This is a genomic window from Pseudomonas sp. ZS1P83, assembly GCF_054897825.1.
Window position 1 is genome coordinate 6,112,501 of sequence record NZ_CM142706.1, and the last position, 25,147, is coordinate 6,137,647.

Here is a 25,147-nt window from a genome sequence, read left to right on the forward strand (position 1 = left end):
TCCACCACTAACTGCTTCTGTTGTTGAAAGCTTAGAAATGAGCATTCCACCAAGACGGTGATGAATGTTGATTTCTAGTCTTTGATTAGATCGTTCTTTAAAAATTTGGGTATGTGATAGAAAGATAGACTGGACGTTACTTTCACTGGTAACGGATCAGGCTAAGGTAAAATTTGTGAGTTAAATTGCGAATTTTCGGCGAATGTCGTCTTCACAGTATAACCAGATTGCTTGGGGTTATATGGTCAAGTGAAGAAGCGCATACGGTGGATGCCTTGGCAGTCAGAGGCGATGAAAGACGTGGTAGCCTGCGAAAAGCTTCGGGGAGTCGGCAAACAGACTTTGATCCGGAGATGTCTGAATGGGGGAACCCAGCCATCATAAGATGGTTATCTTAAGCTGAATACATAGGCTTAAGAGGCGAACCAGGGGAACTGAAACATCTAAGTACCCTGAGGAAAAGAAATCAACCGAGATTCCCTTAGTAGTGGCGAGCGAACGGGGACTAGCCCTTAAGTGGCTTTGAGATTAGCGGAACGTTCTGGAAAGTACGGCCATAGTGGGTGATAGCCCTGTACGCGAAAATCTCTTAGTCATGAAATCGAGTAGGACGGAGCACGAGAAACTTTGTCTGAATATGGGGGGACCATCCTCCAAGGCTAAATACTACTGACTGACCGATAGTGAACTAGTACCGTGAGGGAAAGGCGAAAAGAACCCCGGAGAGGGGAGTGAAATAGATCCTGAAACCGTATGCGTACAAGCAGTGGGAGCCCACTTTGTTGGGTGACTGCGTACCTTTTGTATAATGGGTCAGCGACTTATTTTCAGTGGCGAGCTTAACCGAATAGGGGAGGCGTAGCGAAAGCGAGTCTTAATAGGGCGTCTAGTCGCTGGGAATAGACCCGAAACCGGGCGATCTATCCATGGGCAGGTTGAAGGTTGGGTAACACTAACTGGAGGACCGAACCGACTACCGTTGAAAAGTTAGCGGATGACCTGTGGATCGGAGTGAAAGGCTAATCAAGCTCGGAGATAGCTGGTTCTCCTCGAAAGCTATTTAGGTAGCGCCTCATGTATCACTGTAGGGGGTAGAGCACTGTTTCGGCTAGGGGGTCATCCCGACTTACCAAACCGATGCAAACTCCGAATACCTACAAGTGCCGAGCATGGGAGACACACGGCGGGTGCTAACGTCCGTCGTGAAAAGGGAAACAACCCAGACCGTCAGCTAAGGTCCCAAAGTTATGGTTAAGTGGGAAACGATGTGGGAAGGCTTAGACAGCTAGGAGGTTGGCTTAGAAGCAGCCACCCTTTAAAGAAAGCGTAATAGCTCACTAGTCGAGTCGGCCTGCGCGGAAGATGTAACGGGGCTCAAACCATACACCGAAGCTACGGGTATCACTTAGGTGATGCGGTAGAGGAGCGTTCTGTAAGCCTGTGAAGGTGAGTTGAGAAGCTTGCTGGAGGTATCAGAAGTGCGAATGCTGACATGAGTAACGACAATGGGTGTGAAAAACACCCACGCCGAAAGACCAAGGTTTCCTGCGCAACGTTAATCGACGCAGGGTTAGTCGGTCCCTAAGGCGAGGCTGAAAAGCGTAGTCGATGGAAAACAGGTTAATATTCCTGTACTTCTGGTTATTGCGATGGAGGGACGGAGAAGGCTAGGCCAGCTTGGCGTTGGTTGTCCAAGTTTAAGGTGGTAGGCTGGAATCTTAGGTAAATCCGGGATTCTAAGGCCGAGAGCTGATGACGAGTTACCCTTTGGGTGACGAAGTGGTTGATGCCATGCTTCCAAGAAAAGCTTCTAAGCTTCAGGTAACCAGGAACCGTACCCCAAACCGACACAGGTGGTTGGGTAGAGAATACCAAGGCGCTTGAGAGAACTCGGGTGAAGGAACTAGGCAAAATGGCACCGTAACTTCGGGAGAAGGTGCGCCGGTGAGGGTGAAGCATTTACTGCGTAAGCCCATGCCGGTCGAAGATACCAGGCCGCTGCGACTGTTTATTAAAAACACAGCACTCTGCAAACACGAAAGTGGACGTATAGGGTGTGACGCCTGCCCGGTGCCGGAAGGTTAATTGATGGGGTTAGCTAACGCGAAGCTCTTGATCGAAGCCCCGGTAAACGGCGGCCGTAACTATAACGGTCCTAAGGTAGCGAAATTCCTTGTCGGGTAAGTTCCGACCTGCACGAATGGCGTAACGATGGCGGCGCTGTCTCCACCCGAGACTCAGTGAAATTGAAATCGCTGTGAAGATGCAGTGTATCCGCGGCTAGACGGAAAGACCCCGTGAACCTTTACTATAGCTTTGCACTGGACTTTGAATTTGCTTGTGTAGGATAGGTGGGAGGCTTTGAAGCGTGGACGCCAGTTCGCGTGGAGCCAACCTTGAAATACCACCCTGGCAACTTTGAGGTTCTAACTCAGGTCCGTTATCCGGATCGAGGACAGTGTATGGTGGGTAGTTTGACTGGGGCGGTCTCCTCCTAAAGAGTAACGGAGGAGTACGAAGGTGCGCTCAGACCGGTCGGAAATCGGTCGTAGAGTATAAAGGCAAAAGCGCGCTTGACTGCGAGACAGACACGTCGAGCAGGTACGAAAGTAGGTCTTAGTGATCCGGTGGTTCTGTATGGAAGGGCCATCGCTCAACGGATAAAAGGTACTCCGGGGATAACAGGCTGATACCGCCCAAGAGTTCATATCGACGGCGGTGTTTGGCACCTCGATGTCGGCTCATCACATCCTGGGGCTGAAGCCGGTCCCAAGGGTATGGCTGTTCGCCATTTAAAGTGGTACGCGAGCTGGGTTTAGAACGTCGTGAGACAGTTCGGTCCCTATCTGCCGTGGACGTTTGAGATTTGAGAGGGGCTGCTCCTAGTACGAGAGGACCGGAGTGGACGAACCTCTGGTGTTCCGGTTGTCACGCCAGTGGCATTGCCGGGTAGCTATGTTCGGAATAGATAACCGCTGAAAGCATCTAAGCGGGAAACTAGCCTCAAGATGAGATCTCACTGGGACCTTGAGTCCCCTGAAGGGCCGTCGAAGACTACGACGTTGATAGGTTGGGTGTGTAAGCGCTGTGAGGCGTTGAGCTAACCAATACTAATTGCCCGTGAGGCTTGACCATATAACACCCAAGCAATTTGCTGACCCGAGAGGGCACCAGATTGCGGTGTGTGAAGACGAAACGAACCGAAAGTTCGAGATACTCACAAAACACCAAACTATCGCATACCCATTCGCTGGAGCGTGAACCTGAAAAGGCCCACGACCTGGCTCCCGAATTTCTTGACGACCATAGAGCATTGGTACCACCTGATCCCATCCCGAACTCAGCAGTGAAACGATGCATCGCCGATGGTAGTGTGGGGTTTCCCCATGTGAGAGTAGGTCATCGTCAAGATTAAATTCCGAAACCCCTATCTGCGTATGCAGGTAGGGGTTTTGTTTTGTCCGCAGGAAAGCTGACCTGTCGAGTTTCTATGCAATGGCGCGGGGCATGGCTATCATGCGGGCCTCATTGTGAGGCGAGACTTGCATGCTGACGTTGTTAAAGCTTCTTAAAGATGGCCGATTCCATTCGGGTCAGGCTTTGGGCGTTGCCTTGGGTGTCAGTCGTAGTGCCGTTTGGAAGCAGCTTCAGCATTTAGAGGCTGATCTGGGGCTATCCATCCATAAGGTGCGGGGTCGCGGCTATCAACTGGCTGCGCCGTTGACGCTGCTTGATTCTGTCGAGATAAGAGGGCACGCACCTTCTTGTGATTGGCCCATCCTGGTTTTCGATTCAATCGACTCCACTAATGCCGAAGCTCTGCGTGCCATAGCGCGAGGTCAGGCTGCACCATTTCTGGTGCTTGCTGAACGGCAAACAGCAGGTCGCGGGCGGCGTGGGCGAAAGTGGGCGAGCCCATTTGCGGAAAACATCTATTACAGCCTTGTGCTGCGTATTGAAGGTGGAATGCGTCAGCTCGAAGGCTTAAGCCTTGTTGTTGGGCTCGCCGTCATGCAGGCATTGCGAAAACTTGGTGTTACGGGGGCTGGATTGAAGTGGCCCAACGATGTTCTGGTCGGTCAGAAAAAGATTGCCGGGATATTGCTCGAGCTGGTGGGGGATCCTGCCGATGTGTGTCACGTTGTACTGGGTGTGGGAATTAATGTGAACATGCAGATTACCGATGAGATAGATCAGCAGTGGACGTCCATGCGGCTCGAGTCGGGTAAGGTGTTTGACCGAAATCACTTGGTGGGGGAGTTGGGCGCAATGCTCCAGGAGTATCTGTGTCGTCATCAAGTCGACGGATTTTCAGCTATCCAGGCAGAGTGGGAGCAAAATCATCTCTGGCAGGGTCGAGCCGTGTCGTTGATTGCCGGTGTTAACCAAATAAATGGCGAAGTGCTGGGTATTGATTGTCAGGGTGCTCTGCGCTTGAAGGTGGGTGGTGTGGAAAAAGTCTTTAGTGGTGGTGAGCTCAGTCTGAGGTTGCGTGATGATTCTTGAGCTCGACTGCGGAAACAGTTTCATCAAGTGGCGTGTGCTCGATGCAGATGTTCGGCGGGTGGTTGGAGAAGGCGTCGTTGATTCAGATCTCGCTTTGCTGGAGAGCTTGCAAGCGCTCAAGGGGCTCGCTCTCAAGTTTTGTAGGTTGGTCAGTGTCAGGACCGCCGAAGAAACCAATGCTCTGATTTCTCTACTGACAGAAGCTTTTGGTGTGTCGGTGGTATGTGCTGCACCGTCCCGCGAAATGTCCGGGGTTCGTAATGGCTATGAGGAGTTCGAGCGCTTAGGGCTCGACCGTTGGCTGGCGATGCTTGGGGGATTTCATCTGGCCTCGGGTGCATGCCTTGTACTTGATTTTGGTACGGCTGTTACTGCGGACTTCATCTCCGGGGATGGAGAGCATCTCGGGGGGTTTATATGCCCGGGTATGCCGTTGATGCGAAACCAGTTGCGCACCCATACCCGTAGAATTCGTTATGGGGATCTAGCCGCCGAGCGCGCTTTGGAAAGTCTCATTCCTGGTCGTACAACTGTCGAGGCAGTCGAGCGGGGATGCTCGCTGATGCTGAGAGGCTTTGTCCTGACACAGCTAGAGTTGGCGCGTAGCTATTGGGGGAATGATTTTGCTGTGTTCCTCACTGGAGGAGATGCAGACCTGGTTTCCGAAATCGTGCCTGAGGCCAGAGTGGTTCCCGACCTGGTGTTTGTAGGCTTGGCTATGGCATGCCCCTTGTCCTGAGGTTTCTATGCGTTGGTTGTTTCTGCTGCTGCTTGTTCTCAATATGTTCTATTACATCTGGCACCAACAAGAGGCCCCTCTGCGTGCAAAGGATGTAACCCCTTTGAGTTTGTATCGGGGTTCGCAGCAGGATATTCGCTTGTTGAGTGAGACGACTGACGCGGCTCGCGATAAAGGAAAACCTGCCCAGGCAGACGATGGTTGCCTCTATCTGGGCGGTTTTGCTCGTCAGGAAGCGGCTCAGGCGGTCGAGCGGCGATTGAGCGGTATGGAAATCAAGTTCCAGTCCTTGCCGAAGGCTCCCGCCGAGTCTGCTGGTTACTGGGTGCGTGTGGCACCAGAAAGCCGGCGTTGGCTGGATGACTCGCAGCTGAAAAACCTTTCTAGAGAATTCAATGAGTTAAAACATAAAATAATGCCGTGCGAGGGGGTTGCACCCGCCGAATAGTTTGCATAGAATGGCGCCCGCTTCGCAGTGAAGACCTTTAACGGTTAACGGTGCGGAGCGATGTCAACGCAGCTAACCTCAGGTTTTTAATGAGAAAATGCTTGACAGAAGGCTGGCATGATATAGAATGCCGGCTCGCTTAGGAGGGGTTCCCGAGCGGCCAAAGGGATCAGACTGTAAATCTGACGTCTACGACTTCGAAGGTTCGAATCCTTCCCCCTCCACCATTTTTAGCGAGAGCTGCAAGCTCCGCGGGTATAGTTTAGTGGTAGAACCTCAGCCTTCCAAGCTGATGATGCGGGTTCGATTCCCGCTACCCGCTCCAAGTTTGCAGATCCTGCGAAGTGTTACGCTCTTGTAGCTCAGTTGGTAGAGCACACCCTTGGTAAGGGTGAGGTCAGCGGTTCGAATCCGCTCAAGAGCTCCATATAACGAGGCAGATATGAAAATATCTGCCTTTGTTTTAATGGCTTGTTTGACCTGCTTAATTCTTCTGCTAGGGGTGATTTCGATGGCTAAGGAAAAGTTCGAGCGTAATAAGCCGCACGTCAATGTTGGTACCATTGGTCACGTCGATCACGGTAAAACCACTCTGACTGCTGCCTTGACCCGTGTCTGCTCCGAGGTTTTCGGTTCGGCAAAGGTCGACTTCGACAAGATCGATAGCGCCCCTGAAGAAAAAGCTCGTGGTATTACCATTAACACCGCTCACGTTGAATACGATTCGGCCGTGCGTCACTATGCGCACGTTGACTGTCCAGGTCACGCCGACTACGTAAAGAACATGATTACCGGTGCTGCTCAGATGGATGGTGCGATCCTGGTTTGCTCGGCCGCTGATGGTCCGATGCCGCAAACTCGTGAGCACATCCTTCTGTCTCGTCAAGTTGGCGTTCCATACATCGTTGTCTTCCTGAACAAGGCTGACATGGTTGATGATGCGGAGCTGCTAGAGCTGGTCGAGATGGAGGTGCGAGATCTGCTGAGCACTTATGATTTCCCAGGTGATGACACTCCGATCATCATTGGTTCGGCGCTGATGGCGTTGAACGGTCAAGACGATAACGAGATGGGTACCACTGCCGTCAGGAAATTGGTCGAGACTCTGGATAGCTACATTCCGCAGCCTGAGCGCGCTATTGATAAGCCGTTCTTGATGCCGATCGAGGATGTGTTCTCGATCTCTGGTCGCGGTACCGTTGTGACTGGTCGTGTTGAGCGTGGCATTGTCCGCATTCAGGAAGAAGTTGAGATTGTTGGTCTTCGTGACACTGTCAAAACTACCTGTACTGGTGTTGAAATGTTCCGCAAACTGCTCGATGAGGGTCGTGCTGGCGAGAACTGCGGCGTTTTGCTGCGTGGTACCAAGCGTGATGATGTTGAGCGTGGCCAGGTTTTGGTCAAGCCAGGCACCGTCAAGCCGCATACCAAGTTCACTGCTGAGGTTTACGTTCTGAGCAAGGAAGAGGGTGGTCGTCATACGCCATTCTTCAAAGGCTACCGTCCACAGTTCTACTTCCGTACTACTGATGTGACTGGTAACTGCGAGCTGCCAGAAGGTGTTGAAATGGTGATGCCAGGTGACAACGTCCAGATGACCGTCACTCTGATCAAAACCATCGCAATGGAAGATGGTCTTCGTTTCGCTATCCGTGAAGGCGGTCGTACCGTCGGCGCTGGTGTCGTGGCTAAGGTTATCGAGTAAGTTGTTGTAATGTCTTTTTCGGGCCGGCATAATGGTCGGCCTGATTTTGTTTTAGGTCAGTAGCTCAATTGGCAGAGCGACGGTCTCCAAAACCGTAGGTTGGGGGTTCGATTCCCTCCTGACCTGCCAGATTCACTTGGTGTGTCTGGCTTTCTTTTCACAGGATCTTCATAGATGACTCCTAAAGCTGAAGCTCAAGGCTCTCGCTTCGATCTGCTCAAGTGGCTAGTAGTAGTCGCTTTGGTGGTTGTTGGCGTTGTTGGCAATCAGTATTACTCTGCTTCGCCGATCCTGTACCGCGTACTTGCTTTGCTTGTCATTGCTGCTGTAGCTGCCTTTGTAGGCCTGCAGACAGTCAAGGGCAAGTCTTTCTTTGTATTGGTTAAGGAAGCTCGCACCGAGATTCGTAAAGTCGTATGGCCAACTCGCCAAGAAACCACTCAGACCACGTTGATTGTTGTGGCTGTTGTTCTGGTTATGGCGTTGCTGTTGTGGGGGCTTGATTCCCTGCTCGGCTGGCTTGTTTCCTTGATTGTCGGCTAAGGGTGTCCCGTGGCTAAGCGTTGGTACGTTGTGCATGCTTACTCCGGTTACGAGAAGCATGTCATGCGCTCGTTGGTAGAGCGCGTAAAGCTGGCTGGCATGGAAGATGGCTTTGGCGAAATTCTGGTCCCCACTGAAGAAGTGGTTGAAATGCGTAATGGCCAGAAACGCAAAAGCGAGCGCAAGTTCTTCCCAGGTTATGTGCTGGTTCAGATGGACATGAATGAGGGTACTTGGCACTTGGTCAAGGATACTCCTCGGGTGATGGGTTTCATTGGCGGTACCGCTGATAAGCCCGCGGCAATCACAGATAAAGAGGCAGAAGCGATTCTGCGTCGCGTTGCTGATGGTAGCGACAAGCCGAAGCCGAAGACGTTGTTCGAGCCGGGTGAGTCGGTACGTGTCAACGATGGGCCGTTTGCCGATTTTACAGGCACGGTCGAAGAGGTTAACTACGAAAAGAGCCGGATCCAAGTGGCGGTGCTCATTTTCGGTCGCTCTACTCCGGTAGAGTTAGAGTTCAGCCAGGTCGAAAAGGTCTAGCTGAGCAAGCATCCCAACCCCGCAGCCCTAGGCTGTGGGGTTTTGTCGTCACTGGGATAAACGCGCAAGTAACCGGGGAGCCTTTCGAGGCGTTCGAACCCGTAATTGGAGTGCCTCATGGCCAAGAAGATTACCGCTTACATCAAGCTGCAAGTGAAAGCCGCTCAGGCTAACCCAAGCCCACCTGTTGGTCCTGCACTGGGTCAGCACGGCGTGAACATCATGGAATTCTGCAAGGCTTTCAATGCCCGTACTCAGGGTATTGAACCAGGTCTGCCGACTCCAGTGATCATCACTGTCTATAGCGACCGTAGCTTCACTTTCGAAACCAAGTCTACCCCTGCTTCGGTTCTGCTGAAGAAGGCTGCTGGTCTGACTAGCGGTTCCGCTCGTCCGAACACCGTTAAGGTTGGCACTGTGACCCGTGCTCAGCTGGAAGAAATCGCGAAAACCAAAAACGCGGATCTGACTGCAGCTGATATGGACGCAGCCGTGCGTACTATCGCCGGCTCTGCTCGTAGCATGGGCCTTAACGTGGAGGGTGTGTAATGGCTAAGCTGACCAAGCGCCAAAAGGCTATCGCCGGCAAAATCGAAGCAGGTAAGTCCTACAACTTTGTAGACGCTGCTGCTCTGCTGGCTGAGCTGTCGACTGTCAAGTTCAGCGAGTCGTTCGACGTTGCTGTAAATCTGGGTGTTGACCCGCGTAAATCCGACCAGGTCGTTCGTAGCGCTACTGTGCTGCCACACGGCACTGGCAAGACCGTTCGCGTTGCTGTGTTCACCCAGGGTCCAGCTGCCGAGGCCGCTCTGGCTGCCGGCGCTGACCGTGTAGGTATGGACGACCTGGCTGCCGAAATGAAAGCCGGCAACCTGAACTTCGACGTAGTTATCGCATCCCCGGATGCAATGCGCGTTGTTGGTCAGTTGGGTCAGATCCTCGGCCCGCGTGGCCTGATGCCTAACCCTAAAGTTGGCACCGTAACGCCGGACGTAGCTACCGCGGTTAAAAACGCCAAGGCTGGTCAGGTTCGTTATCGCACCGACAAAAACGGCATCATCCACACTTCCGTTGGCAAAGTCGGCTTTGATGCCGTCAAGCTGAAGGAAAACGTTGAAGCCCTGATCTCTGATCTGAAGCGTATCAAGCCGGCTTCCTCGAAAGGCATTTATGTCAAGCGCATCACCCTGAGCACCACCATGGGCCCGGGCCTGGTCATCGACCAAGGTTCGCTGGAAGCGTAAGACAAAAATTGGCGCAAGCAATTGCGCCAATTGAAAGATTGGGGTCCCTGCCTGGCGGGGGCTATCCAAGACCGTAGGCGACGCAAGTCTTAAACCTCAAGCCTACGCAGATGGTGCTCCCGGTTCCTTACCGAATCAGACACCAAAACGACATCTGACCTCGGTTGGATGAAACGGTAACAAGCAGGAGTTTTTCCCGTGGCAATTAAACTTGAAGACAAGAAGGCCATCGTCGCTGAAGTCAACAAGGCTGCCCAAGTTGCTCTGTCCGCTGTCGTGGCTGATGCCCGTGGCGTAACAGTAGGCGCTATGACCGGACTCCGTAAAGAGGCTCGTGAAGCTGGCGTATACGTACGTGTTGTACGTAACACCCTGCTCAAGCGCGCCGTTGCTGGCACTCAATATGACGTGCTCAACGACGTGTTCACCGGCCCGACCTTGATTGCATTCTCCAAAGAACATCCGGGCGCTGCTGCCCGTATCTTCAAAGAGTTCGCAAAAGGTCAGGATAAGTTCGAGATCAAGGCAGCTGCGTTCGAGGGCAAGTTCCTCGCAGCTAATCAGATCGACGTACTGGCAAGCCTGCCGACCCGTGACGAAGCAATTTCTCAGCTGATGAGCGTGATTCAAGGCGCAACCAGCAAATTGGCTCGTACTCTGGCGGCTCTTCGCGACCAGAAAGAAGCTGCCGCAGCCTAAGGCTGAGCGACTCCTTTCAGCGTTTATTGTTTATTTCGATGGCCGCGTAGGCTGTCACCCCAATACAGGAATTTATAGTCATGTCTCTGACTAACGACCAAATCATCGAAGCAATCGGCGAAAAATCCGTTCTGGAAATCGTTGAGCTGATCAAGGCCATGGAAGAGAAGTTCGGCGTTTCTGCTGCCGCTGCTTCCGCCGGTCCAGCTGCTGTCGCTGCCGTTGTTGAAGAACAAACTGAATTCAACGTCATGCTGCTGGAAGCTGGCGAGAAGAAAGTTAACGTGATCAAGGCAGTACGTGAACTGACCGGTCTGGGCTTGAAAGAAGCCAAGGCTGTAGTTGACGGCGCTCCTGGCATGGTTCTGGAAGCTGTTTCGAAAGACGCAGCTGACAAAGCCAAAGCCACTCTGGAAGAAGCAGGCGCTAAAGTCGAGCTGAAGTAAGCATCGACTTTGCGTCTCCAGCCCGAGCGTTAAGCGAAAGGCTGATGGCTGGTGGCTCTTGCCACCGGCCTTTTTCCGTTATTGGCAGCCGACTGGGTCGGTGTTGATAACGAGCTGTAACCACCCGATGCGGTGGCGCAAACCATGGGGTTTGCACGATTTTCTGGCTGCTCCCGTCGGGAGGGGCCAAACAAGCAGGTGACCAAGCTGGGGAACGCTGATGGCTTACTCATATACTGAGAAAAAACGTATCCGCAAGGACTTTAGCAAGTTGCCGGACGTCATGGATGTGCCGTACCTCCTGGCCATCCAGCTGGATTCGTATCGTGAATTCTTGCAAGCGGGAGCGACTAAAGATCAGTTCCGCGACGTGGGCCTGCATGCGGCCTTCAAATCCGTTTTCCCGATCATCAGCTACTCCGGCAATGCTGCGCTGGAGTACGTCGGTTATCGCCTGGGCGAACCGGCATTTGATGTCAAAGAATGCGTATTGCGCGGTGTAACTTACGCCGTACCTTTGCGGGTAAAAGTGCGCCTGATCATTTTCGACAAAGAATCGTCGAACAAAGCGATCAAGGACATCAAAGAGCAAGAAGTCTACATGGGTGAAATCCCCCTGATGACTGAGAACGGTACCTTTGTAATCAACGGTACCGAGCGTGTAATCGTTTCCCAGTTGCACCGTTCCCCGGGCGTGTTCTTCGACCACGACCGTGGCAAGACGCACAGCTCTGGCAAACTGCTGTACTCCGCGCGCATCATTCCTTACCGCGGTTCGTGGCTGGACTTCGAGTTCGACCCGAAAGACTGCGTATTCGTGCGTATCGACCGTCGTCGCAAGCTGCCTGCATCGGTACTGCTGCGCGCGCTCGGCTATACCACTGAGGAAGTGCTCGACGCGTTCTACACCACCAACGTCTTCCACGTGCAGGGTGAAAACCTCAACCTGGAACTGGTGCCTCAGCGCCTGCGTGGTGAAATCGCTGCCATCGATATCCTGGATGACAAAGGCAAGGTTATTGTCGAGCAGGGTCGTCGTATCACTGCTCGCCATATCAACCAACTGGAAAAAGCAGGGATCAAAGAGCTGCAAGTGCCTCTGGACTACGTCCTGGGTCGCACTACCGCCAAGGTCATCGTGCATCCGGCAACCGGCGAAATCCTGGCAGAGTGCAACACCGAGCTGAACACCGAGATCCTGGCGAAAATCGCCAAGTCCCAGGTTGTTCGCATCGAAACTCTGTACACCAACGATATCGATTGTGGTCCGTTCGTCTCCGACACTCTGAAGATCGACTCCACCAGCAACCAATTGGAAGCGCTGGTCGAGATCTATCGCATGATGCGTCCAGGCGAGCCGCCAACCAAAGACGCTGCCGAGACTCTGTTCAACAACCTGTTCTTCAGCCCTGAGCGCTATGACCTGTCTGCGGTCGGCCGGATGAAGTTCAACCGTCGTATCGGTCGTACCGAGATCGAAGGTTCGGGCGTGTTGTGCAAAGAAGACATCGTCGCGGTTCTGAAGACTCTGGTCGACATCCGTAACGGTAAAGGCATCGTCGATGACATCGACCACCTGGGTAACCGTCGTGTTCGCTGCGTAGGCGAAATGGCCGAGAACCAGTTCCGCGTTGGCCTGGTACGTGTTGAGCGTGCGGTCAAAGAGCGTCTGTCGATGGCTGAAAGCGAAGGCCTGATGCCGCAAGACCTGATCAACGCCAAGCCAGTGGCTGCGGCGGTGAAAGAGTTCTTCGGTTCCAGCCAGCTTTCCCAGTTCATGGACCAGAACAACCCGCTGTCCGAGATCACCCACAAGCGTCGTGTTTCTGCACTCGGCCCTGGCGGTTTGACTCGTGAGCGTGCTGGCTTTGAAGTTCGTGACGTGCACCCGACTCACTACGGTCGTGTATGCCCGATTGAAACGCCGGAAGGCCCGAACATCGGCCTGATCAACTCCCTGGCCGCCTATGCGCGCACCAACCAGTACGGCTTCCTCGAGAGCCCGTACCGTGTGGTGAAAGACGCTTTGGTCACCGACGAGATCGTGTTCCTGTCCGCCATCGAAGAAGCTGATCACGTGATCGCTCAGGCTTCGGCCACGATGAACGATAAGAAAATGCTGATCGACGAGCTGGTAGCTGTTCGTCACTTGAACGAGTTCACCGTCAAGGCGCCGGAAGACGTTACCTTGATGGACGTTTCTCCGAAGCAGGTAGTTTCGGTTGCAGCGTCGCTGATCCCGTTCCTCGAGCACGATGACGCCAACCGTGCGTTGATGGGTTCGAACATGCAGCGTCAAGCTGTACCTACCCTGCGTGCTGACAAGCCGCTGGTCGGTACCGGCATGGAGCGTAACGTAGCCCGTGACTCCGGCGTTTGCGTCGTGGCTCGTCGTGGTGGCGTTATCGATTCCGTCGACGCGAGCCGTATTGTGGTTCGTGTTGCTGATGACGAAGTTGAAACCGGCGAAGCTGGTGTCGACATCTACAACCTGACCAAATACACCCGCTCCAACCAGAACACCTGCATCAACCAGCGTCCGCTGGTGCGTAAAGGTGATCGGGTTCAGCGTAGCGACATCATGGCTGACGGCCCGTCCACCGACATGGGTGAACTGGCGCTGGGTCAGAACATGCGCATCGCGTTCATGGCCTGGAACGGTTACAACTTCGAAGACTCCATCTGCCTGTCGGAACGAGTTGTTCAAGAAGATCGCTTTACCACGATCCACATTCAGGAACTGACCTGTGTGGCACGTGACACCAAGCTTGGGCCAGAGGAAATCACTGCAGACATCCCGAACGTGGGTGAAGCTGCACTGAACAAACTGGATGAAGCCGGTATCGTTTATGTAGGTGCCGAAGTTGGCGCAGGCGACATTCTGGTAGGTAAAGTCACTCCGAAAGGCGAGACCCAGCTGACTCCGGAAGAGAAGCTGTTGCGTGCCATCTTCGGTGAAAAAGCCAGCGACGTTAAAGACACCTCCCTGCGCGTGCCTACCGGCACCAAGGGCACTGTCATCGACGTACAGGTCTTCACCCGTGACGGCGTCGAGCGTGATGCTCGTGCTCTGTCCATCGAGAAGACTCAACTCGACGAGATCCGCAAGGATCTGAACGAAGAGTTCCGTATCGTTGAAGGCGCCACTTTCGAACGTCTGCGTTCCGCTCTGGTCGGCCGCAAAGCCGAAGGTGGCGCCGGTCTGAAGAAAGGTCAGGACATCACCGACGAAGTTCTCGACGGTCTTGAGCATGGTCAGTGGTTCAAACTGCGCATGGCTGAAGATGCTCTGAACGAGCAACTCGAGAAGGCTCAGGCCTACATCGTTGATCGCCGCCGTCTGCTGGACGACAAGTTCGAAGACAAGAAGCGCAAACTGCAGCAGGGCGATGACCTGGCTCCAGGCGTGCTGAAAATCGTCAAGGTTTACCTGGCAATCCGTCGCCGCATCCAGCCGGGCGACAAGATGGCCGGTCGTCACGGTAACAAAGGTGTGGTCTCCGTGATCATGCCGGTTGAAGACATGCCGCACGATGCCAATGGCACACCGGTCGACGTCGTCCTCAACCCGTTGGGCGTACCTTCGCGTATGAACGTTGGTCAGATCCTTGAAACCCACCTGGGCCTCGCGGCTAAAGGCTTGGGCGAGAAGATCAACCGGATGATCGAAGAGCAGCGCAAAGTCGCCGAGCTTCGTAAATTCCTCGACGAGATCTACAACCAGATCGGCGGTCGTAACGAAGATCTGGATAGCTTCTCCGACCAGGAAATCCTGGATCTGGCGAAGAACCTGCGTGGCGGCGTTCCAATGGCCACTCCAGTGTTCGACGGCGCCAAGGAAAGCGAAATCAAGGCCATGCTGAAACTGGCAGATCTGCCAGAAAGCGGCCAGATGCAGCTGACTGACGGCCGTACCGGCAACAAGTTCGAGCGCCCGGTTACTGTTGGCTACATGTACATGCTGAAGCTGAACCACTTGGTAGACGACAAGATGCACGCTCGTTCTACCGGTTCGTACAGCCTGGTTACCCAGCAGCCGCTGGGTGGTAAGGCACAGTTCGGTGGTCAGCGTTTCGGGGAGATGGAGGTCTGGGCACTGGAAGCATACGGTGCTGCTTACACTCTGCAAGAAATGCTCACAGTGAAGTCGGACGATGTGAACGGCCGGACCAAGATGTACAAAAACATCGTGGACGGCGATCACCGTATGGAGCCGGGCATGCCCGAGTCTTTCAACGTGTTGATCAAGGAAATTCGTTCCCTCGGCATCGATATCGATCTGGAAACCGAATAACACGTGACGCGAATCGAGAGCGGGGCAGGATTGCCCGCTCTCTGCTCCGCCAGGAGGAAAGGCCTTGAAAGACCTACTGAATTTGCTGAAAAACCAGGGTCAAGTCGAAGAGTTCGACGCCATCCGTATTGGATTGGCATCGCCTGAGATGATCCGTTCGTGGTCGTTCGGTGAAGTTAAAAAGCCGGAAACCATCAACTACCGTACGTTCAAACCTGAGCGTGACGGCCTGTTCTGCGCCAAAATCTTTGGCCCGGTAAAGGATTACGAGTGCCTGTGCGGTAAGTACAAGCGCTTGAAGCACCGTGGTGTGATCTGCGAGAAGTGCGGCGTTGAAGTCGCGCTGGCAAAAGTTCGTCGTGAGCGCATGGCGCACATCGAACTGGCCTCGCCAGTTGCCCACATCTGGTTCCTGAAATCGCTGCCGTCGCGTATCGGCTTGCTGATGGACATGACCCTGCGTGATATCGAACGCGTTCTCTACTTCGAGAGCTATGTCGTTATCGATCCAGGCATGACCACCCTTGAAAAAGGTCAGCTGCTCAACGACGAGCAGTACTTCGAAGCGCTGGAAGAGTTCGGCGACGATTTCGATGCACGCATGGGTGCCGAAGCTGTCCGTGAACTGCTGCACGCTATCGATCTGGAGCACGAGATTGGCCGTCTGCGTGAAGAAATTCCGCAAACCAACTCCGAAACCAAAATCAAGAAGCTGTCCAAGCGTCTGAAGTTGATGGAAGCCTTCCAAGGTTCCGGCAACCTTCCAGAATGGATGGTGCTGACCGTTCTGCCGGTTCTGCCGCCAGATTTGCGTCCATTGGTCCCGCTGGATGGCGGTCGCTTTGCGACTTCCGACCTCAACGATCTGTATCGTCGAGTGATCAACCGTAACAACCGCTTGAAGCGTCTGCTCGATCTGTCCGCTCCGGACATCATCGTGCGCAACGAAAAGCGTATGTTGCAGGAAGCTGTCGATGCACTGCTCGACAACGGTCGTCGTGGCCGCGCTATCACCGGTTCCAACAAGCGTCCTCTGAAATCCCTGGCTGACATGATCAAGGGTAAGCAAGGTCGTTTCCGTCAGAACTTGCTCGGTAAGCGTGTTGACTACTCCGGTCGTTCGGTAATTACCGTAGGTCCGACCCTGCGTCTGCACCAGTGCGGTCTGCCGAAGAAAATGGCTCTCGAGCTGTTCAAACCGTTCATTTTCGGCAAGCTGGAAATGCGTGGTCTCGCTACCACCATCAAAGCTGCCAAGAAGATGGTCGAGCGCGAGCTGCCGGAAGTTTGGGACGTTCTCGCTGAAGTCATCCGCGAACACCCGGTTCTCCTCAACCGTGCACCGACCCTTCACCGTCTGGGTATCCAGGCGTTTGAACCGGTACTGATCGAAGGTAAGGCTATCCAGCTGCATCCTCTGGTCTGTGCTGCGTACAACGCCGACTTCGACGGCGACCAAATGGCCGTGCACGTACCGCTGACACTGGAAGCCCAGTTGGAAGCGCGTGCGTTGATGATGTCGACCAACAACATTCTGTCGCCAGCCAACGGTGAGCCAATCATCGTTCCGTCGCAGGACGTTGTATTGGGTCTGTACTACATGACTCGTGAAGCGATCAACGCCAAGGGCGAAGGTCGTGTGTTCGCGGATCTGCAGGAAGTTGACCGTGTGTTCCGTGCTGGCGAAGCCGCACTGCACGCCAAGGTCAAAGTGCGGATCAACGAAACCGTCAACGATCGTGATGGTGGCAGCGTCAAGAACACCCGTATCGTCGACACCACTGTCGGCCGTGCGCTGTTGTTCCAGGTTGTTCCACCTGGCCTGTCGTACGACGTCGTCAACCAGCCGATGAAGAAAAAGGCGATCTCCAAGCTGATCAACCAGTGCTACCGCGTGGTTGGTTTGAAAGAGACCGTGATCTTCGCTGACCAGTTGATGTACACCGGTTTTGCCTATTCGACCATTTCCGGCGTTTCCATCGGTGTTAACGACTTCGTTATCCCTGATGAAAAAGCCCGCATCATCAGTGCTGCCACTGATGAAGTGAAAGAGATCGAAAGTCAGTACGCCTCCGGCCTGGTAACCCAGGGCGAGAAGTACAACAAAGTGATCGACCTTTGGTCCAAGGCAAACGACGAAGTTTCCAAGGCGATGATGGCCAACCTCTCGAAAGAGAAAGTCATCGATCGTCATGGCGTCGAAGTCGACCAAGAGTCCTTCAACTCGATGTACATGATGGCCGACTCGGGCGCACGGGGTTCTGCTGCGCAGATCCGTCAGCTCGCCGGTATGCGTGGCCTGATGGCCAAGCCGGACGGTTCCATCATTGAAACGCCGATTACTGCGAACTTCCGTGAAGGTTTGAGCGTACTTCAGTACTTCATCTCCACTCACGGTGCTCGTAAAGGTTTGGCGGATACCGCGTTGAAAACTGCGAACTCCGGTTACCTGACTCGTCGTCTGGTGGACGTGGCGCAGGATCTGGTTGTGACCGAGATCGATTGCGGCACCGAACATGGCCTGGTAATGACTCCGCACATTGAAGGCGGTGACGTTGTTGAGCCATTGGGTGAGCGCGTATTGGGTCGTGTTATTGCCCGTGACGTGTACAAGCCAGGGACCGAAGAAATCATCGTTCCTGCCGGTACTCTGGTAGACGAGAAGTGGGTCGAGTTCATCGAGCTGAACAGCATCGATGAAGTGATCGTGCGTTCGCCGATCAGCTGCGAAACCCGCTTCGGTATTTGCGCCAAGTGCTACGGCCGTGACTTGGCTCGTGGTCACCAGGTGAACATCGGTGAAGCGGTTGGCGTTATCGCTGCCCAGTCCATCGGTGAGCCGGGTACCCAGCTGACCATGCGTACGTTCCACATCGGTGGTGCGGCAAGCCGGACCTCCGCTGCGGACAGCGTTCAGGTGAAGAATGGCGGTACCGTTCGTCTGCACAATTTGAAGCACGTGGAGCGAGTGGATGGTTGCCTGGTTGCGGTGTCCCGTTCCGGTGAGCTGGCAATCGCTGATGACTTCGGTCGTGAGCGTGAGCGTTACAAGCTGCCGTACGGTGCTGTGATTTCGGTTAAAGAAGGTGACAAGGTCGACGCTGGCGCAATCGTGGCCAAGTGGGATCCGCACACTCACCCAATCGTTACCGAAATGAAAGGTACCGTGACCTACGTGGGCATGGAAGAAGGCATCACGATCAAGCGTCAGACTGACGAATTGACCGGTATGACCAACATTGAAGTACTCGACGCCAAAGACCGTCCAGCTGCCGGTAAAGATATCCGTCCTGCTGTGAAGATGGTTGATGACAACGGCAAGGATCTCTTGCTGCCGGGTACCGACGTAATTGCTCAGTACTTCCTGCCTGCCAACGCCCTGGTCGGCGTGGCGGACGGTGCGAAAATCGCGATCGGTGATGTTATCGCCCGTATCCCGCAAGAAACTTCGAAAACTCGCGACATCACCGGTGGTCTGCCGCGTGTTGCCGACTTGTTCGAAGCCCGTCGTCCGAAAGAAGCCTCGATTCTGGCTGAAGTCAGCGGCACCATCGCGTTCGGTAAAGAGACCAAAGGCAAGCGCCGTCTGGTCATTACCCCGAATGACGGTAGCGATCCGTACGAAGAACTGATTCCGAAGTGGCGTCACCTGAACGTCTTCGAAGGCGAACAGGTCAACCGCGGCGAAGTTATCTCCGATGGCCCAAGCGATCCACACGACATCCTGCGTCTGCTGGGTGTGAGTGCGCTGGCCAAGTACATCGTGAACGAGATCCAGGACGTTTATCGTCTGCAGGGCGTGAAGATCAACGACAAGCACATCGAGACCATCCTGCGTCAGATGCTGCGTAAAGTTGAAATCGCTGAATCCGGCGATTCCACTTTCATCAAGGGCGACCAGATGGAATTGACTCACGTTCTGGTAGAGAACGAGCGTCTGGCGGGCGACGAGAAATTCGTTTCCAAGTTCACTCGCGTGCTGTTGGGTATCACCAAGGCGTCGTTGTCCACCGAATCGTTCATCTCGGCGGCTTCCTTCCAGGAAACCACTCGCGTACTGACCGAGGCGGCGGTAACCGGCAAGCGCGATTACCTGCGCGGCCTGAAAGAAAACGTAGTCGTGGGTCGTCTGATCCCGGCCGGTACCGGTCTGGCTTATCACAGCGAGCGCAAGCGTCGCCGTGAAGCTGACAAACCGTTGCGCGTAAGCGCCAGTGAAGTGGAAGCTGCACTGACCGAAGCACTGAACTCGAGCGGTAACTGAGTTCTGCAGTAAATAAGCGTGGGGCCCCGGCCTCTCCGTTAATCGAATCGAGACAATTTGTCGAGATTCGATAAGCGGGGAGGTTGGGGCCTTGCCTTGACTGGGGGCAAGATCCTCTTTAGACTCTTGTACCCCTAAATTTGGCGGGAATTCGTTCCTGCCATTTTGCTTTTCTTGCAAGACAATAGCGTCGCAAGACAACAGTGGAGCTAGTAGATGGCAACTATCAACCAGCTGGTACGTCAGCCGCGTAAGCGTATCGTCGAGAAATCCGACGTGCCTGCGCTGCAGAACTGCCCGCAACGTCGTGGCGTATGCACCCGTGTGTATACCACCACGCCGAAAAAACCTAACTCGGCACTGCGTAAAGTATGCCGTGTGCGTCTGACCAACGGTTTCGAGGTTTCCTCGTACATCGGCGGTGAAGGCCACAACCTGCAAGAGCACAGCGTGGTACTTATCCGCGGCGGTCGTGTAAAAGACTTGCCAGGTGTTCGTTACCACACCGTGCGCGGTTCTTTGGATACTTCCGGCGTTAAAGGTCGTAACCAGGGTCGTTCGAAGTACGGTACCAAGAAGCCTAAGTAGTAGCGGCTTTTTGTAAAAACTGATTTTCTATTTTTCTGAGTCGATAAGAGTAAGGTCGGAGGCGTCCCGTAAGGGCACCGATTCCGAGCGAACCTGAAGACCGTTTGAGGGCTTATCCATGCCAAGAAGACGCGTAGCAGCCAAGCGCGAAGTGCTTGACGATCCAAAATACGGAAGCCAAATCCTGGCCAAGTTCATGAACCACGTAATGGAAAGCGGCAAAAAAGCCGTTGCCGAGCGTATCGTTTATGGCGCGCTGGACAAGGTTAAAGAACGCAAGAACAGCGATCCCCTGGAAATCTTCGAGAAAGCTCTCGACGCCATCGCTCCGCTGGTCGAAGTGAAGTCGCGCCGTGTAGGCGGTGCTACTTACCAGGTTCCGGTCGAAGTTCGCCCGTCCCGTCGTAACGCCCTGGCAATGCGCTGGTTGGTAGACTTCGCCCGCAAGCGCGGCGAGAAGTCTATGGCTCTGCGTTTGGCTGGCGAGCTGTTGGATGCTGCTGAAGGTAAAGGTGCTGCAGTTAAGAAGCGTGAAGACGTGCACCGTATGGCTGAAGCCAACAAGGCTTTCTCGCACTACCGCTTCTAATTTTAGCGTCACTAATTTTGCGAGGGCTTTATGGCTCGTACAACACCGATTAATCGCTACCGTAACATTGGTATCGTTGCTCACGTGGATGCTGGTAAAACCACCACCACTGAGCGCGTCCTTTTTTACACTGGCAAAAGTCACAAGATGGGCGAGGTGCATGACGGCGCCGCGACCACAGACTGGATGGTTCAGGAGCAGGAGCGTGGTATTACCATTACTTCTGCTGCTATTACCGCCTTCTGGCAGGGTTCCGAGAAGCAGCACAAAGAACAATACCGCTTCAACGTCATTGACACCCCGGGCCACGTTGACTTCACCATTGAAGTTGAGCGTTCCCTGCGTGTTCTCGACGGCGCGGTCGTTGTGTTTTGTGGTACCTCGGGCGTTGAGCCTCAGTCGGAAACCGTATGGCGTCAGGCCAACAAGTACGGCGTTCCACGTCTTGTTTACGTAAACAAGATGGACCGTGCTGGTGCGAACTTCCTGCGCGTGATCGGTCAGATCAAGCAGCGTCTGGGTCATACCCCGGTGCCAATCCAGTTGGCTATCGGTTCCGAAGACAACTTCCAGGGTCAGATCGATCTGATGGCCATGGAAGCTGTTTACTGGAATGACGCTGACAAAGGCATGGTTCCAGTTCGCAAGCCTATCCCTGCTGAACTGCAGGAATTGGCTGACGAGTGGCGTGGCAACATGGTTGAGGCTGCGGCCGAAGCCAGCGAAGAGCTGATGAACAAGTACCTCGAAGGTGAAGAGCTCACCAACGAGGAAATCAAGGCCGCTCTGCGTCAGCGTACTATCGCTGGTGAGATCGTTCTGGCTGTTTGCGGTTCTTCCTTCAAGAACAAGGGTGTTCCCCTGGTTCTCGACGCCGTTATCGATTACCTGCCTGCACCTGTTGATATTCCTGCCATCAAGGGTACTGACCCGGATGACGAGACTATCGAGCTGGAGCGTCATGCAGATGACAGCGAACCGTTCTCCGCTCTGGCATTCAAAATTGCCACCGACCCATTCGTGGGTACCTTGACCTTTGTCCGTGTTTACTCGGGCGTGTTGAACTCCGGCGACGGCGTGATCAACTCGGTCAAAGGCAAGAAAGAGCGCGTGGGTCGTATGGTGCAAATGCACGCGAACGCCCGTGAAGAAATCAAGGAAGTACGCGCTGGTGACATCGCGGCCTTGATCGGCATGAAGGACGTCACCACTGGTGAAACTTTGTGCAACGGTGACAAGCCAATCATCCTGGTTCGTATGGACTTCCCGGAGCCGGTTATTTCGGTTGCCGTAGAGCCTAAGACCAAGGACGACCAGGAAAAAATGGGTGTCGCTCTGGGCAAGCTCGCTCAGGAAGATCCATCTTTCCGCGTCAAGACTGATGAAGAGACTGGTCAAACGATCATCTCCGGCATGGGCGAGTTGCACCTGGACATCCTGGTTGATCGGATGCGCCGTGAGTTCAACGTCGAAGCCAACATCGGTAAGCCTCAGGTTTCCTATCGTGAGCGCATCACGAAGAACTGTGAAATCGAAGGTAAGTTCGTTCGTCAATCCGGCGGTCGTGGCCAGTTTGGTCACTGCTGGATTCGTTTTGCGCCTGCTGACGAAGGTCAGGAAGGTCTGCAATTCGTGAACGAAGTAGTGGGTGGTGTGGTTCCTAAGGAATACATCCCGGCTATCCAGAAGGGTATCGAAGAGCAGATGAAGAACGGCGTTGTCGCCGGCTATCCGCTGATCGGCCTGAAGGCTACCGTGTTTGACGGTTCTTACCACGACGTCGACTCCAACGAGATGGCGTTTAAGGTGGCCGCTTCCATGGCGACCAAGCAACTGGCCCAGAAGGGCGGTGGTGAGTTGCTTGAGCCGATCATGGCGGTAGAGGTTGTTACGCCTGAAGACTATATGGGTGACGTGATGGGCGACCTTAACCGTCGTCGCGGCATGATCCTGGGTATGGAAGACACGGTTTCCGGCAAAGTGATTCGTGCCGAGGTTCCGTTGGGTGAGATGTTCGGTTACGCAACCGACGTCCGCTCCATGTCCCAAGGTCGTGCAAGCTACTCTATGGAATTCAAAAAATACAATACAGCTCCGTCGCATATCGTCGAAACTGTTACCAAAAAACAAGGCTGATTCAGCCCCTTTAGGCTAGGAGTTAATTGTCGTGGCTAAAGAAAAATTTGTACGTGACCTCCCGCACGTTAACGTTGGCACCATCGGTCACGTTGACCACGGTAAAACCACGCTGACTGCTGCTCTGACTCGTGTCTGCTCCGAAGTTTTCGGTTCGGCCGTTGTTGCTTTCGATAAAATCGACAGCGCACCGGAAGAAAAAGCTCGTGGTATCACCATCAACACTGCGCACGTTGAATACAACTCGAAGATCCGTCACTACGCTCACGTTGACTGCCCAGGTCACGCTGACTATGTGAAGAACATGATCACCGGTGCTGCTCAGATGGACGGCGCTATTCTGGTTTGCTCGGCCGCTGATGGTCCGATGCCACAAACCCGTGAGCACATCCTGTTGTCCCGTCAGGTTGGCGTTCCGTACATCGTTGTCTTCCTGAACAAGGCTGACATGGTTGACGACGCTGAGCTGCTGGAACTGGTAGAGATGGAAGTGCGCGATCTGCTGAGCACTTACGACTTCCCGGGCGACGACACTCCGATCATCATCGGTTCGGCTCTGATGGCTCTGAACGGCCAAGACGACAACGAAATGGGCACCACTGCCGTTCGTAAACTGGTTGAGACTCTGGACAGCTACATCCCAGATCCAATTCGTGTTATCGACAAGCCGTTCCTGATGCCAATCGAAGACGTATTCTCGATCTCCGGTCGCGGTACTGTAGTAACTGGCCGTATCGAGCGCGGTATCGTCAAGGTTCAGGATTCGCTGGAAATCGTTGGTCTGCGTGACACTGTTGTCACCACCTGCACCGGCGTTGAAATGTTCCGTAAGCTGCTCGACGAAGGTCGTGCTGGCGAGAACTGCGGCGTGCTGCTGCGCGGCACCAAGCGTGACGACGTTGAGCGTGGCCAGGTTCTGGTCAAGCCAGGTTCGGTTAAGCCGCACACTACCTTCGAAGCTGAAGTGTACGTATTGAGCAAAGAAGAAGGCGGTCGCCACACTCCGTTCTTCAAAGGCTACCGTCCACAGTTCTACTTCCGGACCACTGACGTGACCGGTAACTGCGAGCTGCCGGAAGGCGTTGAAATGGTAATGCCGGGCGACAACATCAAAATGGTTGTCACCCTGATCAAAACCATCGCAATGGAAGATGGTCTGCGTTTCGCTATTCGTGAAGGCGGTCGTACCGTCGGCGCTGGCGTCGTAGCCAAAATCATCGCTTAATAAGTGATGACTTGAAAAAGCCCCCGCCTAGCGGGGGCTTTTTTATTGGGTTGACACTGTGGTAGCCCGTCTATAGAATTGCGCCTCCTTTTAACGGGCGTATTGCGCTCGCTGGGAATAGCAGCCGGAGTCTGAAATCCAATGCAAAATCAGCAAATCCGTATCAGGTTGAAGGCTTTTGACCATCGCCTGATCGACCAATCCACCCAGGAAATCGTGGAAACCGCGAAACGTACTGGTGCTCAAGTGCGTGGTCCAATTCCACTGCCTACCCGTAAAGAGCGGTTTACCGTTCTGGTCTCCCCGCACGTCAACAAAGACGCGCGCGACCAGTACGAGATCCGTACTCATAAGCGCGTTCTGGACATCGTCCAGCCAACGGATAAAACCGTTGATGCTCTTATGAAGCTTGATCTTGCGGCCGGTGTGGAAGTGCAGATCAGCCTCGGCTAAGACTCGGTCTTAGTCGTGTAACGCTCTGAAATGGGCGGCCATAGCGGGTGAAAGCCCCGTACACTCATGAGGTTTACAACATGACTATTGGTGTAGTCGGTCGTAAATGCGGTATGACCCGTATTTTCACCGAAGAAGGTGTCTCCATTCCGGTCACGGTCATTGAGATCGAGCCGAATCGCGTCACCCAGTTCAAAACTGAAGAGACCGATGGCTATCGTGCAGTGCAAGTCACTGTAGGCGAGCGTCGTGCTTCGCGTGTTACAGCTGCTCAAGCTGGCCACTTCGCTAAAGCGAACGTTGCCGCTGGTCGTACCGTAATGGAATTCCGTCTTGAAGAAGGCGAGTACCAGGCCGGCGATCTGATCAACGCTGAAATCTTCGCCGCTGGTCAACTGGTTGATGTGACCGGTCAGTCCAAGGGTAAAGGCTTCCAGGGTACGATCAAGCGTTGGAACTTCCGCGGGCAAGATAATACCCACGGTAACTCCGTGTCCCACCGCGTTCCAGGCTCTATCGGCCAGTGCCAGACTCCTGGTCGTGTATTCAAGGGCAAAAAAATGTCCGGTCATATGGGCGCTGAGCGCGTGACCGTGCAGTCCCTCGAAGTAGTGCGCGTGGACGCTGAACGCAATCTGTTGTTGGTCAAGGGTGCTGTTCCTGGCGCTACTGGCGGCAACTTGGTTGTACGTCCAGCAGCCAAGGCTCGCGGTTAAGGGGAAGCT

General features: G+C 54.1%; 18 protein-coding genes, 5 tRNA genes and 2 rRNA genes (1 of these 25 cut by a window edge). All 25 read left to right on the forward strand.

Annotated features, from left to right (window positions below; all coding sequences use genetic code 11):
• A tRNA-Ala gene (locus ACYZT0_RS28650) sits at window positions 1-7 on the forward strand; it begins 69 nt to the left of the window's first position.
• 236 nt (window positions 8-243) lie between these two features.
• Window positions 244-3,135 (forward strand): 23S ribosomal RNA (locus tag ACYZT0_RS28655).
• Window positions 3,136-3,295: 160 nt separating this feature from the next.
• Window positions 3,296-3,411 (forward strand): 5S ribosomal RNA (gene rrf / locus ACYZT0_RS28660).
• 135 nt (window positions 3,412-3,546) lie between these two features.
• The gene (birA, locus tag ACYZT0_RS28665; RefSeq protein ID WP_462044010.1) at window positions 3,547-4,506 is read left to right on the forward strand and encodes a bifunctional biotin--[acetyl-CoA-carboxylase] ligase/biotin operon repressor BirA; all 960 of its coding nucleotides are present in this window, start codon (window positions 3,547-3,549) and stop codon (window positions 4,504-4,506) included.
• Window positions 4,496-5,245: a pantothenate kinase gene (locus ACYZT0_RS28670; RefSeq protein WP_462044011.1), complete on the forward strand. Its 750-nt coding sequence runs from the start codon at window positions 4,496-4,498 to the stop codon at window positions 5,243-5,245. The genes birA and ACYZT0_RS28670 overlap by 11 nt, the downstream gene beginning before the upstream one ends.
• A gap of 7 nt (window positions 5,246-5,252) precedes the next feature.
• Window positions 5,253-5,693 carry a hypothetical protein gene (locus ACYZT0_RS28675; RefSeq protein WP_462031076.1) on the forward strand — a complete coding sequence of 147 codons (441 nt, stop codon included), beginning with the start codon at window positions 5,253-5,255 and terminating at the stop codon, window positions 5,691-5,693.
• A gap of 142 nt (window positions 5,694-5,835) precedes the next feature.
• A tRNA-Tyr gene (locus ACYZT0_RS28680) sits at window positions 5,836-5,920 on the forward strand.
• 24 nt (window positions 5,921-5,944) lie between these two features.
• Window positions 5,945-6,018: transfer RNA gene (locus ACYZT0_RS28685), tRNA-Gly, on the forward strand.
• A 26-nt stretch (window positions 6,019-6,044) separates the two neighbouring features.
• Window positions 6,045-6,120: transfer RNA gene (locus ACYZT0_RS28690), tRNA-Thr, on the forward strand.
• A gap of 84 nt (window positions 6,121-6,204) precedes the next feature.
• The gene (gene tuf / locus ACYZT0_RS28695; RefSeq protein WP_149630384.1) at window positions 6,205-7,398 is read left to right on the forward strand and encodes an elongation factor Tu; all 1,194 of its coding nucleotides are present in this window, start codon (window positions 6,205-6,207) and stop codon (window positions 7,396-7,398) included.
• Between the two features lie 53 nt (window positions 7,399-7,451).
• Window positions 7,452-7,527, forward strand: a tRNA-Trp gene (locus tag ACYZT0_RS28700).
• Between the two features lie 45 nt (window positions 7,528-7,572).
• On the forward strand, window positions 7,573-7,941 hold the full coding sequence (secE, locus tag ACYZT0_RS28705) for a preprotein translocase subunit SecE (protein ID WP_007896620.1): 369 nt from the start codon (window positions 7,573-7,575) through the stop codon (window positions 7,939-7,941).
• Between the two features lie 9 nt (window positions 7,942-7,950).
• A complete protein-coding gene (gene nusG, locus ACYZT0_RS28710) occupies window positions 7,951-8,484 on the forward strand; it encodes a transcription termination/antitermination protein NusG (protein WP_282379324.1) in 534 nt (177 codons plus the stop codon).
• Window positions 8,485-8,601: 117 nt separating this feature from the next.
• Entirely contained in the window at window positions 8,602-9,033 is a 432-nt protein-coding gene (gene rplK / locus ACYZT0_RS28715; protein WP_003210097.1) for a 50S ribosomal protein L11, read from the forward strand.
• On the forward strand, window positions 9,033-9,728 hold the full coding sequence (gene rplA / locus ACYZT0_RS28720; protein WP_201190738.1) for a 50S ribosomal protein L1: 696 nt from the start codon (window positions 9,033-9,035) through the stop codon (window positions 9,726-9,728). Before rplK ends, rplA begins: the two co-directional genes overlap by 1 nt.
• Window positions 9,729-9,926: 198 nt before the next feature.
• Window positions 9,927-10,427, forward strand: coding sequence for a 50S ribosomal protein L10 (rplJ, locus tag ACYZT0_RS28725; RefSeq protein ID WP_010467255.1), 501 nt, complete (start codon window positions 9,927-9,929; stop codon window positions 10,425-10,427).
• 80 nt (window positions 10,428-10,507) lie between these two features.
• Complete coding sequence (gene rplL / locus ACYZT0_RS28730) at window positions 10,508-10,873, forward strand: 50S ribosomal protein L7/L12 (protein ID WP_010467258.1); 366 nt, start codon at window positions 10,508-10,510, stop codon at window positions 10,871-10,873.
• Window positions 10,874-11,093: 220 nt separating this feature from the next.
• On the forward strand, window positions 11,094-15,167 hold the full coding sequence (gene rpoB / locus ACYZT0_RS28735; protein ID WP_462044012.1) for a DNA-directed RNA polymerase subunit beta: 4,074 nt from the start codon (window positions 11,094-11,096) through the stop codon (window positions 15,165-15,167).
• A 64-nt stretch (window positions 15,168-15,231) separates the two neighbouring features.
• A complete protein-coding gene (rpoC, locus tag ACYZT0_RS28740; protein WP_462044013.1) occupies window positions 15,232-19,431 on the forward strand; it encodes a DNA-directed RNA polymerase subunit beta' in 4,200 nt (1,399 codons plus the stop codon).
• A gap of 216 nt (window positions 19,432-19,647) precedes the next feature.
• Window positions 19,648-20,019 carry a 30S ribosomal protein S12 gene (gene rpsL, locus ACYZT0_RS28745; RefSeq protein ID WP_002555494.1) on the forward strand — a complete coding sequence of 124 codons (372 nt, stop codon included), beginning with the start codon at window positions 19,648-19,650 and terminating at the stop codon, window positions 20,017-20,019.
• Between the two features lie 118 nt (window positions 20,020-20,137).
• On the forward strand, window positions 20,138-20,608 hold the full coding sequence (gene rpsG, locus ACYZT0_RS28750; RefSeq protein ID WP_010490886.1) for a 30S ribosomal protein S7: 471 nt from the start codon (window positions 20,138-20,140) through the stop codon (window positions 20,606-20,608).
• Between the two features lie 30 nt (window positions 20,609-20,638).
• On the forward strand, window positions 20,639-22,744 hold the full coding sequence (gene fusA / locus ACYZT0_RS28755; RefSeq protein ID WP_462044014.1) for an elongation factor G: 2,106 nt from the start codon (window positions 20,639-20,641) through the stop codon (window positions 22,742-22,744).
• 31 nt (window positions 22,745-22,775) lie between these two features.
• Complete coding sequence (tuf, locus tag ACYZT0_RS28760) at window positions 22,776-23,969, forward strand: elongation factor Tu (RefSeq protein ID WP_462044015.1); 1,194 nt, start codon at window positions 22,776-22,778, stop codon at window positions 23,967-23,969.
• 141 nt (window positions 23,970-24,110) lie between these two features.
• On the forward strand, window positions 24,111-24,422 hold the full coding sequence (gene rpsJ / locus ACYZT0_RS28765; RefSeq protein WP_003186070.1) for a 30S ribosomal protein S10: 312 nt from the start codon (window positions 24,111-24,113) through the stop codon (window positions 24,420-24,422).
• Between the two features lie 80 nt (window positions 24,423-24,502).
• On the forward strand, window positions 24,503-25,138 hold the full coding sequence (rplC, locus tag ACYZT0_RS28770; RefSeq protein ID WP_003186059.1) for a 50S ribosomal protein L3: 636 nt from the start codon (window positions 24,503-24,505) through the stop codon (window positions 25,136-25,138).
• Window positions 25,139-25,147 lie beyond the last annotated feature (9 nt).